This is a genomic window from Brevibacillus sp. NRS-1366 (genome assembly GCF_050467985.1).
This window is the reverse complement of the sequence record NZ_JBITPN010000025.1, coordinates 98,756-110,945: the sequence shown is the minus strand read 5'-3', so window position 1 is coordinate 110,945 and position 12,190 is coordinate 98,756. Positions and strand designations below refer to the sequence as shown.

General features: G+C 47.4%; 10 protein-coding genes. All 10 read left to right on the top strand.

What is annotated here, in order from left to right; all coding sequences use genetic code 11:
• Nucleotides 1-8 precede the first annotated feature (8 nt).
• Nucleotides 9-914, top strand: a complete 906-nt coding sequence (locus ACIFQN_RS22640; protein ID WP_429835307.1) for an ABC transporter permease — start codon at nucleotides 9-11, stop codon at nucleotides 912-914.
• A gap of 24 nt (nucleotides 915-938) precedes the next feature.
• Nucleotides 939-1,937, top strand: coding sequence for an ABC transporter ATP-binding protein (locus tag ACIFQN_RS22635; RefSeq protein ID WP_429835306.1), 999 nt, complete (start codon nucleotides 939-941; stop codon nucleotides 1,935-1,937).
• Nucleotides 1,927-2,901, top strand: a complete 975-nt coding sequence (locus ACIFQN_RS22630) for an ABC transporter ATP-binding protein (protein WP_429835305.1) — start codon at nucleotides 1,927-1,929, stop codon at nucleotides 2,899-2,901. Before ACIFQN_RS22635 ends, ACIFQN_RS22630 begins: the two co-directional genes overlap by 11 nt.
• Nucleotides 2,898-3,569 (top strand): YczE/YyaS/YitT family protein, encoded by a 672-nt coding sequence (locus ACIFQN_RS22625; protein ID WP_429835304.1) that lies wholly within the window; start codon nucleotides 2,898-2,900, stop codon nucleotides 3,567-3,569. The genes ACIFQN_RS22630 and ACIFQN_RS22625 overlap by 4 nt, the downstream gene beginning before the upstream one ends.
• 33 nt (nucleotides 3,570-3,602) lie before the next feature.
• Nucleotides 3,603-5,171, top strand: coding sequence for an ABC transporter substrate-binding protein (locus tag ACIFQN_RS22620; protein ID WP_429835303.1), 1,569 nt, complete (start codon nucleotides 3,603-3,605; stop codon nucleotides 5,169-5,171).
• A gap of 28 nt (nucleotides 5,172-5,199) precedes the next feature.
• Nucleotides 5,200-6,108, top strand: a complete 909-nt coding sequence (locus ACIFQN_RS22615) for an N-acetyltransferase family protein (RefSeq protein WP_429835352.1) — start codon at nucleotides 5,200-5,202, stop codon at nucleotides 6,106-6,108.
• A 361-nt stretch (nucleotides 6,109-6,469) separates the two neighbouring features.
• Nucleotides 6,470-8,257 (top strand): sigma-54-dependent Fis family transcriptional regulator, encoded by a 1,788-nt coding sequence (locus tag ACIFQN_RS22610; RefSeq protein ID WP_429835302.1) that lies wholly within the window; start codon nucleotides 6,470-6,472, stop codon nucleotides 8,255-8,257.
• A gap of 349 nt (nucleotides 8,258-8,606) precedes the next feature.
• Complete coding sequence (locus tag ACIFQN_RS22605) at nucleotides 8,607-9,584, top strand: aminopeptidase (RefSeq protein WP_429835301.1); 978 nt, start codon at nucleotides 8,607-8,609, stop codon at nucleotides 9,582-9,584.
• 17 nt (nucleotides 9,585-9,601) lie between these two features.
• A complete protein-coding gene (locus ACIFQN_RS22600) occupies nucleotides 9,602-11,110 on the top strand; it encodes a tripartite tricarboxylate transporter permease (protein ID WP_429835300.1) in 1,509 nt (502 codons plus the stop codon).
• On the top strand, nucleotides 11,110-12,177 hold the full coding sequence (locus ACIFQN_RS22595) for a tripartite tricarboxylate transporter substrate binding protein (RefSeq protein WP_429835299.1): 1,068 nt from the start codon (nucleotides 11,110-11,112) through the stop codon (nucleotides 12,175-12,177). Before ACIFQN_RS22600 ends, ACIFQN_RS22595 begins: the two co-directional genes overlap by 1 nt.
• Nucleotides 12,178-12,190: the final 13 nt, after the last annotated feature.

The following is a 12,190-nucleotide window of genomic DNA, read 5'->3' as shown; positions in this document are numbered from 1 at the left end:
GGGATACCATGAGAAACAGTACCATTGAGAATTCACTCGACGTGCCCCTGTTAAAACCTAAGAAACCAGAGGCAAAATCGATTCTCCTCATCCGACAGCTGATGAAAAGTCCCACGGGGCTGCTCGGTTTCCTCATCATTGTATGCATACTGCTCATCGGTTTGCTCGGTGACTGGCTGGCTCCGTATGATCCCTACAGCGCGGAATTGACCAAAAAGCTCTTGCCGCCGCTAACAGAGGGTCATTTGCTGGGAACAGACCAATTGGGCAGAGACATTTTATCGCGGCTCATTTCAGGTACGAAAATATCCATTCTGGTAGGGCTGACTACGGCATGCTTCGCCGGAATCGTTGGTACCGCCATTGGAATTATTGCAGGCTATTTTCGCGGCTGGGTCGATATCGTTCTGATGAGAATTGTCGATGTACAGCTCAGCTTCCCATTTATCCTGCTCGTCCTCGTCATTAATGCCGTCATCGGCGCTGGATTGAAGAATATTATCATTTCGCTTGTCATCGCTGGATGGGTTAGCTATGCCAGGGTGATTCGCAGTGAAGTTCTCGCTCTGCGGGAGAAAGAATTCATTATTGCTTGCGTCTCGCTCGGTGTCCCCAAGTGGGAGATCCTAGTCAAGCATATCTTGCCTAATCTGTATACGCCAATCATCGTGCTCTCTTCCTTGCAAGTGGCGTCTTTTATCATCGCGGAGGCGTCCATTAGCTTTCTCGGCTTTGGTGTCCAACCCCCTCAGCCTGCTTGGGGAAACATGCTCAATGAAGGAAAAGACTATATTTTTAGCTCCTGGTGGCTGATTACATTCCCCGGTATTGCGATTGTGATTACGGCATTGGGTGTGAATTTATTTGGCGACTGGCTGCGCGATATACTCGACCCCGAAGCGAAGAATGGATAGGACATACGAAAGAGGAGGATTCGTTTGGAAAAAGTGATCTTGGAGATTGAGCATTTACGAACTACCTTCAACACTGCCCGCGGTTTGGTAAAGGCGGTCGATGACATCAGTCTGCGCGTGTACGAAAACGAAATCCTGGGCATCGTTGGTGAGTCGGGGTGCGGTAAAAGCGTGACGTCTTTGTCTATCATGGGGCTGCTGCCGCAATCGGTCGCATTGATTGAGCAAGGCAGCATCCGCTTTGACGGTATGGATTTAGTCCAGTTGCCAGAAGAAAAAATACGCAGGATCAGGGGAAATCAGATCGCTATGATCTTTCAGGAGCCAATGACCTCGCTCAATCCTGTGTTTACCATTGGAGAACAGTTAAGCGAACCTTTGCGGCATCACACAAAGCTGGGACGTAAAGAAAGAAGGAAAAAGATTATCGAGATGCTAAACCTGGTCGGGATTCCCCGAGCGGATGAAATCATTGATGAATATCCCCATCAGCTATCTGGGGGTATGCGGCAACGAGTCATGATTTCCCTTGCGATGCTGTGCAGACCCAAGCTATTAATTGCAGATGAACCGACGACAGCGTTAGATGTTACGATACAAGCGCAAATCGTGGATCTTATGAAAACGATCCAGCTGGAGAATAACATGTCGATTCTGCTCATCACCCATGATCTCGGTGTAGTTGCAGAAATGTGCCATCGTGTTGTGGTCATGTACGCCGGCAAGGTCGTGGAGAGTGCGGATGTCAGAACGATTTTCAACCAGCCCAAGCATCCGTATACGCGCGGTTTGCTCGCCTCGCTGCCTACTCACCATGAACATAAGAGCGAGATGCCGTCCATTCCTGGGAATGTTCCCAGACCGGATGAACTGCCCACAGGCTGCTCATTTGCTCCGCGATGTTCCAGCGCATTTGACAAATGCTTGGTTGAAAGCCCGCCGCTCTACCAATTTGGAAGGCAAGAATGCCGCTGTTGGTTATACGAGAACAATGACCAGGAGGTGCTTGCTGATGCGCGCTGAGCCTCTCCTAGAAGTAAACCAATTGAAAAAATACTACGCAATTGACCAAGGCCTGTTCAAACCGAAAAAAATGATTAAGGCCGTTGAAGATGTCTCCTTTACTGTGTACCAGGGCGAGACGGTTAGCCTAGTCGGGGAAAGTGGGTGCGGAAAGTCCACGACAGGGAGAAGTATTCTTCGTCTGAATGACATAACGTCAGGCGAGATCCGGTTCAAAGGAACCGAGATCAGTACACTCGGTGATCGAGAATTGCGAACATTACGGCGAAAAATGCAGATGGTGTTTCAAGATCCGTATGCTTCACTTAATCCGAAAAAATCGATCCGGCAAATATTGACCGAGCCACTGCGCGTTCATGGACTTTTTTCTCCGAAAGAACGGGTGGAAAAAGCCATCGACATCCTCAAAATCGTCGGACTCAGCGAGTATCATCTGGATCGGTACCCCTACGAGTTTTCCGGTGGTCAGCGGCAGCGGATCGGTATTGCCAGGGCCTTGATTTTACAGCCTGAATTGATAGTTGCCGATGAGCCTGTTTCGGCCCTCGATCTCTCTGTACAGTCCCAGGTGATCAATCTGCTCTTGAGGCTGCAAAAGGATTTCCAGCTTACTTATTTGTTTATTTCTCATGATCTCGGAGTCGTACGGCATATAAGCGATCGGGTAGGTGTGATGTACCTGGGGAGAATGGTGGAAATGGCCAAGACAGCAGACATTTTTCAGGCACCAAAACACCCGTATACACAGGCGCTGCTATCAGCTGTTCCAAAAAAGCACCCAGATGAGTCAAAAGAGAGAATTATCTTGCAGGGTGACCTGCCCAGTCCGGCAAATCCGCCGACAGGATGTGCCTTTCATCCCCGTTGTCCACAAAAAATGTCAGTTTGTCAGGTCACTACACCACCCTTGCGCCATCTTGGCAACGGACAGTATACGGCTTGTCATTTGTATGCTGAATCATGAATACTCGTAGCCAAAAAATGGGGAAGAGGTGCAACTGGCTCTGGTGGTTTCGCTTAGGGTTGTTTTTCGCCGGGCTGATTATGATGAGCTACGGTGTCGCATTGATGATTCGAGCCAATCTGGGAGTAAGTCCATGGGATGTTCTCTATATCGGATTGACACATTCATTTGGTCAAACAGTCGGCTTGTGGTCGCAAATAACCGGAGCCTTGCTGCTGCTCATCAGCTCTTTTCTTTCGAAACAACTGCCGACGATTGGCACTTTGTTAAATATGCTCTTGGTCGGGTGGTTTATTGATTGGTTTCTTAGTACTGGCGATGCATCTATGCCGACAGGGATTTATCAATATGTCTCCCTTTTGGCAGGGATTATCGCAATCGGGGTAGGAGCCGGGATGTATATCGCTTCCAATCTGGGCGCAGGTCCGCGCGACGGAATCATGCTCGTACTGGCGGAAAAATCGGGCTGGTCGATACGAAAGGTAAAGACGGTGATGGAGGCAGTTGTCCTCGCAGCAGGCTGGTATTTGGGAGGACCGGTTTCCATCGGCACCCTTGTTTTTGCTATCATGATCGGCCCTGTCATGCAGGCATGTATCCACTTTTTTCGTGCCCTGCTTGCTTGGCTAAACCGCGAACGAAAATATAGCAAGAATGTAACTGGTTAAAAAAAGCTAAAACACACATAGGAGGCAAACGGAATGCTGAAAAAATATTTCGTTCCATGGCTTTTACTCATCCTCTGCATCACAGCATGTACGCCAAACACCGCAGGAACGCCGACCACGTCAGGAACAGGCAATACTGCCAGTACAGGGAAAGAAGCATCCCAGCCTGTTCAAACGGATCTCGTCGTTGGGCTGGAAGCAGACGCAGCCACGATGTTAGCCAATACTCAGCAAAATTACGTGACAGATGTTCAAATCCGCAATATTTACGATGCCTTGATTGACCGTGACGCCAAGGGAGAATTGGTTCCCGGACTAGCTACAGAATGGAAAAATGTCAATGACTTGACCTGGGAGCTGACACTGCAAGACGGTGTTACGTTTCACAACGGTGCTCCATTTACCGCCGATGATGTAAAATTTAGCATCGAGTACATTTTGGATGAAAAAAACAAGTCCTTTTACCGCACCCGCTGGAAAGATGTAAAAGAAGTGAAAGTAATTGATCCCCATAAAGTACAAATCGTCACGACACAGCCGTTCCCAACGATCTTGCAGCGAATGGCCGATGACATTTTGATCATGTCGGCTGCGTACGTGGCAGAGGTCGGCATAGAAAAGGCTGCCAGTCAGCCGATCGGCACAGGAGCGTATACTTTTGTCAAATGGAGCCGCGACGAATCGCTGCAGTTGGCCGCAAACGAAGCGTACTGGCGGGGAGCCCCTGCGATCAAGAAGCTGACGTTCCGATACATTCCAGAGTTTAGTACGAGACTTTCTGCGCTATTAAGCGGCGAAGTGCATTTGATCAAAAATATTCCCGTGGATTCTGTCGACTCAGTAAAAAACACCCCTTCAACCAAGGTGGAGACGGTTGAATCGGCACGGATCAATTTTATCATCCTCAACAGCATGTACAACGGGCCGCTAAAGGATCAAAAGGTACGTCAGGCGATCAGCTATGCAGTAGATATAGACGGAATCCTCAATGCTGTCCTCAACGGATACGGCAAGCGAATGACCGGACCGCTGCCAGACTTTAATCTGGAATACGTCAAAACAGAAGGCTATGCATACGATCCCGACAAAGCTGTACAGCTGCTGAAGGAAGCAGGGTATGAACCCTCTTCTCTGGAGCTCCAGTTGGATACCCCGAGTGGACGCTACCCGATGGATTCGCATGTGGCACAAGCGATTGCCTCGCAGCTGCAAAAGATCGGCATCAAAGTAAATGTGCAAGTAAATGAATGGGGCACACACGTGAACAAACTGCTGCAAAAAGAGATGAAAGACATGTATCTGCTTGGATCAGGGCCGGTGTTTGAAGCACAAGGAACGATGGTTAATTACTTTACCAAGGATTCTCCTTTTAGCGGCTATACCGATGCAGACATGGACAAAACGATTCTAGAGCTGGCAGCAACCGTAGATCCTGGTAAAAGGCAAGAGGCGTTTGCTTATTTGCAAAAGCGGGTGGTAGAAGAAGCCGCTTGGATTCCACTCTGGCAACAGAGGGATATATACGGTGTGAGTGACAAATTGGATTTCCAGCCTCGTGCCGATGAGAAGCTTGTCGTTTCACAAATGAAATGGTTGCCATAGAGTACAAGCAGGAAAATAGTAATAGGGAATAAAGGAGGAGATTCTCATAATCACGATCAAAAAATTAAGCGAATGCTCATTTGCTGAAGCAGTAGAAGCGTGGAACAAGGGATTTGAGGGATATTTTGTCGATGCAACTACGACTGTAGATCGATTCCTGACGAGATTAGTGATGGAGGGACTGTCCGCTGATCTGTCGATTATCGCTTTTCAGGATGAGCAGCCTGTTGGCATCGTATTGTCCGGTGTGCGCACAATTGATGGGAAGAGAGTCGCGTGGAATGGCGGTACAGGAGTAGCAGCCTCGGTACGCCGCCAAGGTCTCGGCAGGCAACTGATGAATGCGCTGGTCGACGTATATCGTGAAGCCGGTATAGATACGGCCATTTTGGAGGCATTTCGGCAAAATGACAAGGCGATTGCGCTATACCAGCAGATCGGGTATGAGATCATCGACAACCTGATTTTCCTCCAGCGTACGGATGCAATGACAAAGACTCTGTTTTATTTCGAAAACGAGTCGGCGTACCAGCTTAAGCGGGGGATTCCCCATGACGTTTGCTCGCTGCCGTTTTACCAGAGCATGTCGCCATGGCAAACCCAGTGGGCCAGTGTTCGCGACGGAGAATCGCTGACAATTCTGAATGTAGCGGGAGATACAGTCGGGTACGCCATCTACAAGCGCGCTTTTGACGAGGAAGGCCATCTCCACTCGATTACGCTCATGCAATGCGAGGCGGCACCAGGAATTGAAGATGGCGACGATATCGTTCGCTTCGCCTTGTCACATTTGTTCGCGCCGTTCGATGTGGCTTGCCGCCGGACGACCTTTAACTTGCCCGTTTCCAACCAGCGTCTTATCAAGATACTGGAGGAGGCAGGGTTTACGCTTTCGACGGAGCAGGTTTACATGAAGATGGAGATGACTCAGGTGTAAAGTCAATGAAAAGTATTCAAGCGATAGGCAATTGAATGGAACCGGCTGTTGGCTGGCAGAGGATAGGAGAGAGGGCGGACGTCTGTTGCAGATGATCCGCCCTGTGTCATGGAGAAAAGATGCATTCCTTTTCTAATGGCGTTTTTTGATAAGATATACTACCGGGACTTTTTATTAATATCAGTTCAATTAAAATCAAGCTGAATGATCATTTTTATTACATCCACCATCATAAATTAGTAAGCCTCTTTGGAAAAAAGGATGTAGAACTTTTACGTTGAAATACATGCTGTACAAATTTCACTGATAAAAAACAACAGCGTGGGAACCCGATTTGGCGAGGAGGATGAGGAGTGATCTGATGGAAAAAACTACATCGATATTGTTTGATGTTCAAGAAGACGTCAAGTTGGTCGCGGAAGCCATTAAATCGGTTCTTGATCTGGAAGTGATCATTTACGATGATCAAAAAACGGTTGTAGCTGCAACCGGTGGAGGAGCCCACGCACAAGTGGGAGATAAAGTAAGAGGTTTTATCGTTTCCGAGGTGCTGAAAACCAGTCAGCCCGTTTACAATTATCATCCTGGAGTACATGAGCTCTGTAAACCATGCAGTTTATGGGGGAATTGTCCGGAGAAGGCGGATGTTTCATTTCCCCTCATCCATCAAGGCGTTTCTGTTGGTGTCGTAAGCATTACCGCTTTTTCACAAGAGCAAGAGATGATTTTGCGACAGAAGCAGATCATATTATCCAATTTCTTGGGAAAAATGGCTGATTTGATCAGCAACAAAATTTCGTCAAAGTTTTTGACGCACCAGTATTTTTCTCTTTCGCAAATGTTGGAGATTACGATTCAATCCATGTACGAGGGCATTTTGGCAGTTGACAAAGAAGGCAGATGTATCGAGTTAAACAATTCAGGCTCGAAAATTTTAGGCCTAACAAAAGAGATGGTTCTCGGTAAGCCGATCCATAAAATTCTCCCTCCGCTACGATTAAAGAGCGTTCTATCAACACAGAAGGGATTTAAAGATGAAGAATGCTGGTTGGAGGTGAACGGAAAGAACGTGAAGGTAATCGGGAATGCGACTCCGTTACTCCAAGGAGATTCGGTGGTTGGAGCTGTCTATACATTTAAAGATTTGGAGGATGTTCAACGTTATGCCTATCATTTGACTTCTGAAAATGATGACGCATCCACTTTTGCCTGTATTATTGGAAACAGTAAAGCCTTGCATGCAACGATTACGCGTGCTAAACGAATTGCCCCAAGTAAAGCAACGGTTCTCATCCTTGGTGAAAGCGGAACCGGAAAAGAGTTGTTTGCCCGCTCCATTCATGCAGAGAGCCAGAGAAAGACGCACGCATTCCGCGCTATCAATTGTGCGGCAATCCCTGAGCAGTTATTGGAGAGCGAATTGTTTGGCTACAACGAAGGTGCTTTCACCGGTGCGATAAAAAAAGGAAAACCGGGTAAGTTTGAAATGGCTGACGGGGGAACGATCTTCCTAGATGAAATCGGTGATATGCCTCTCCATTTACAAGTGAAGCTATTACGGGTGCTGCAAGAGCAAAAAGTGGAGCGTGTCGGCGGTAGTGATCCTATCCCGATTGACGTAAGAATAATTGCGGCCACCAATAAAAATTTGGAGCAGATGGTGCAGCAGGGCACCTTCAGAGAGGATCTCTATTATCGCTTAGACGTCATTTCTTTATCTATCCCACCACTTAGGGAACGGCAGGAAGATATTCCGATTTTGCTGCAGTATTTCTTAACGCATTATTCGGAAATAACAGGTAAGCAAATAAGAGGCTTTTCGGAGGAAACAGAGAGAATACTCACAGAGTACAAGTGGCCGGGGAATGTAAGGGAATTACAAAACGTTGTGGAATATGCTGTTCACATGGTGGACGCTTCCTGGATTCAACCCAATCATCTTCCTGAGAGAATATCCCGTACGAATGTTGCACCTTCATGGGACGAAAACGCGATTCTCCCGCTGGAACAGCTGGAAGCAGAGATGATTACCAAAGCGCTGCAGAAATATGGGACAAGTGTAGAGGGCAAAAAAATGGTAGCAGATGCCCTTGGGATAAATCTGGCTACACTTTACAGAAATTTACAAAAATTGAAAAACAATATGTAATCATATGCTTTCCAGGATCAACAGGACTCGTTCCTTCGATTCAATGGAAAGCTTTTTTATTCGCAAAATGCAAAATGGTTTTGCATTTTGCGAATCACGAACATCTCTCCGCTTCATAACAGCCACAGCAGAAAAAAACTTGGTTCCGTTCGCAATTTGCGAAATCCAGGATGGGAGCGTTCATCTGCACCTAAGAAGTACCACTGAGACAAAAACCTGGCCATACCTGGCTTTTGCTCTGTATTCAGCTGATGATTTATTCCCTGTGGAACAAATGAAACGGTTGGCACACCATTTGCTATTAACAAAGAGTGCACAGAAAAACGCTTTTGGAAAGGGAGGATGTGAAATGTATATGAGGCGCATGTTTATGATGCGGTCCGTGCGTAATTTGCTAGAGACCTGCCTCAATGTCAAGCCAGACGAAAATTTGTTGGTCCTCACCGATACCAACAAGATGGACATTGCCGAGATGTTTGCACTAGTTGGACAGGAGATGGGAGCAGAAGTCGTTTTACTTGTGATGACACCGCGTTCGCGTCATGGGGAGGAACCGCCACGAATAGTCGCGGAAGCAATGAAAGCGGCAGATGCCATCGTTGCACCGACTACTTTTTCAGTCAATCATTCCACCGCACGAAAGGAAGCAAGCAACGCAGGAGCGCGATTACTATTTATGCCTGATGCATGTGATGAAGTCTTTTTAGATGGTTCCTTAGAGGTTGACTATTTCGAGCAAAAAAAACTGATTGATAAGCTTGCCGTCATTTTGGAACATGGTAAAAAAGTGCGGGTACGCTCCCCACTCGGAACGGACCTAGTGATGGACATAGCCGGTAGATATGCAGTTCCGCAAACAGGAATATGCCACGAGCCAGGCTCCATATCACCCCCACCGTGTATTGAGGTTGCTGTTGCACCTGTAGAAGGAACTACGGAAGGCGTCATGTACGTAGATGGTGCGGTAGTGCCTGGTGGTCCTTGCAAAGAGGTGATTAAGCTTGTGTTTGAAAAAGGTATCATCGTTTCGATCGAAGGAGGAGCGGATGCCCAGCGTCTAAAAGAAACATTAAAAAGTTATAACCACCCGAATATGTATTGTGCAGTGGAGATGGGCATGGGAATGAATCCAAAGGCAAAAATCGGGCAGGGTGGACCTCTTGAAGACGAAGCCGAGCTGGGTACGATGCACATAGGGATTGGCAATGGCATTACTTTTGGCAGTAGCATTCGCGCACCTGGACACTGTGATCTGGTGATGAGAGACGCAATTATTGAGGTGGACGGTAAGATCATAATGAGGGACCGCCAAGTCATGATTGACTAGTAAAAGGAGGGGGAGAATTGGGTCCGTTACTGGGAGTTATCGGGGATTTGTTCACCTGGAATACGTTTCTACTTTTTCTTATTGGGACGTTAATCGGCATCATTATTGGCGCTTTACCCGGCTTTACAACCACGATGGGCGTATCACTATTGATCTCCTTTACATGGGGAATGCCTCTGACGGAAGCACTCGTTCTCATTGTATCCCTTCATATCGGCGGAACCTATGGGGGCTCGACTTCTGCGATTTTTTTGAATATACCAGGAACACCGGCATCAGCGGCAACTTCACTCGATGGCTATCCAATGGCTCTGCGAGGCGAAGGGGGATTGGCGAGAGGTATCGCCACGATTCAATCCTTTATTGGAACGATTTTAGCAGCCTTCCTCTTTCTGTTGGCTACTCCGCTGCTATCTCAATTTAGTATGAATTTTGGTTCCTGGGAGTATTTCTTGCTCGCCTTGTTTGGCATCCTGATCAGTGCCAACATTACAGCTGAATCCCTGACAAAAGGAATCATCGCAGGAGTAATCGGGCTCATCCTGGCTACCGTAGGAATGGATTTGATTTCAGGTACACCCCGTTTTACATTTGGACGCAGTGAACTCATGGATGGATTTAGTCTGATTTCTGTTCTAATCGGACTGTTCGGTCTCTCAGAGGTCATCACGGCACTCTCGGATTTGACGCCACCGATCAAAGCAGGAAAAGTATCATCCGTGATGCCATCCATGAAGCTTTTGAAAAAATTCTTTCCACTTGGATTTCGGTCATCGGTCATTGGTGCTCTTATCGGGGCAGTTCCTGGTGTAGGTGCGGATGTTGCTTCGTGGGTGTCGTACGACATGGCGAAACGGCGCAGCAAAGAGCCCGAGACGTTCGGAAAAGGAAATCCGGAGGGGATTGTTGCTTCTGAAACCGCGAATAATGCCTGTGTGCCCGGTTCATACATCCCAATGTTAACCTTAGGGATCCCTGGCGATTCTGTCACGGCCGTCATTATTGGCGGACTGATGTTGCACGGGTTAAATCCAGGTCCACTGTTACTCACAGAACAGCCCTTGCTCTTGTACCAAATTTTCTTCATTATCTTAGTGGCCTCACTCTTCATGCTGCTAGCCGGACTTTCATTTTCATCCGTTTTTCAGCGGGTGCTGTTACTTCCGAAAAGCATGGTATTACTAATTGTTTCCGTACTCTGTGTCATCGGCACGTATGCTGTAAATAGTCGTCCGTTTGATATCGGTATCATGTTTCTGTTCGGCTTAATTGGTTATGGAATGAAGCAAATTGAGCTACCTGCCCCACCGATGGTACTGGGAATCATACTTGGGCCGATGGCTGAACAAAATTTTCGAAGAGCAATGGTAAGTGCCGACTATTCTTTTCTGCCCTTTATTACCCGTCCCATATGTATTGTATTGATTTTGACTATTCTGTTTATTGTTTTAAGCAAGAATCAAGCGGTTAATCAAACATGGCATTTCATTCGGAGGAAAATAAATCGCTCTAGGGGGATTGAGTAATGCGCTCTCGTGGAAATGTATCTTTCCTTCTCATATACCTCTCGCTGCTTTTATTGGTTTTTGGTTGCTCTCCATCTAGTCAAAGCACGACAGATCCTAGCAGTATCACTACGACTCCAGCCGCCAAAGTAGAGGAGGGAGAACCGTACCCGAATGGTCCTATTGAAATGATTGTGGGGTTTGGTGCTGGCGGCGGTACGGACACCATGGCGAGAACCATCCAGCCTAAATTCCAAGAGATTCTTGGTGTGCCTGTTGCGGTTCGGAATATGCCGGGAGCTTCCAGTGCTCTCGCTATCGAACACGTACAAAAGCAGCAGGCAGACGGCCAAACCATTCTCTTTCAGACCGATCTGATCCGAGTTTTTCCCACTATGGGGATGACGGATTATACCTACAAGGATTTTGAACAAATCGGAATTGGGGCTATGGGGATTGCTACATTCACCGTAAAGAAAGACTCCGCTATCAAAACCTTTTCGGATCTTGTCACACTGTTACAAACAGGGAAAGCAAAGGTAGGCGTCGCTGGCATTGGTGACCCTTGGCATCTGACATTGGAAATCGTGAAAAATACAGTCGGCGGCAAGGCTGAAATTATTACCTATGATTCAGGGAAAAATGCTGCAATGGCTGCGCTGCGCAATGAGGTTGACTTTTCCATCAGCGGGGTTAATGAGGTAGTTGACTTGCTCCGTGCAGGCGAACTTCGTGCACTGGCCGTTATGGATAATAAACCTTTTCAAGTGAAGGGGATCGGGAGCATTCCACCTGTTACCGATTTTGAAGGGAAGCTTGCCGCCCATGTTCCAGAGGGCACGTGGTGGGGGCCATCAGTCAAGGCAGGGACTCCTCAGCCTATCATAAACAAGCTTAGGGATGCTTATCGCCGGATTATCCAAACAGAGGAATTTAAAAAATTCGCAGAAGAACGGGCCATTGTGCTAATCACTATCGAAGATCCCCAGGAGTACACACGAAAAATTACGGAAAAAACCAGCTGGTTGCTTTGGGATATCGGTGTAGGTAAACGTTCTCCAGAGGAAGTGGGGATTTTGCGCCCATAAAAAATTCACCAGA

Excerpts from the sequence above, each read along its gene's own strand:
- ACIFQN_RS22640 (WP_429835307.1), top strand. The coding sequence starts at position 9 with ATGAGAAACAGTACCATTGAGAATTCACTCGACGTGCCCCTGTTAAAA.
- ACIFQN_RS22625 (WP_429835304.1), top strand. The coding sequence starts at position 2,898 with ATGAATACTCGTAGCCAAAAAATGGGGAAGAGGTGCAACTGGCTCTGG.
- ACIFQN_RS22610 (WP_429835302.1), top strand. The coding sequence starts at position 6,470 with ATGGAAAAAACTACATCGATATTGTTTGATGTTCAAGAAGACGTCAAG.
- ACIFQN_RS22605 (WP_429835301.1), top strand. The coding sequence starts at position 8,607 with ATGTATATGAGGCGCATGTTTATGATGCGGTCCGTGCGTAATTTGCTA.
- ACIFQN_RS22620 (WP_429835303.1), top strand. The coding sequence starts at position 3,603 with ATGCTGAAAAAATATTTCGTTCCATGGCTTTTACTCATCCTCTGCATC.
- ACIFQN_RS22595 (WP_429835299.1), top strand. The coding sequence starts at position 11,110 with ATGCGCTCTCGTGGAAATGTATCTTTCCTTCTCATATACCTCTCGCTG.
- ACIFQN_RS22630 (WP_429835305.1), top strand. The coding sequence starts at position 1,927 with ATGCGCGCTGAGCCTCTCCTAGAAGTAAACCAATTGAAAAAATACTAC.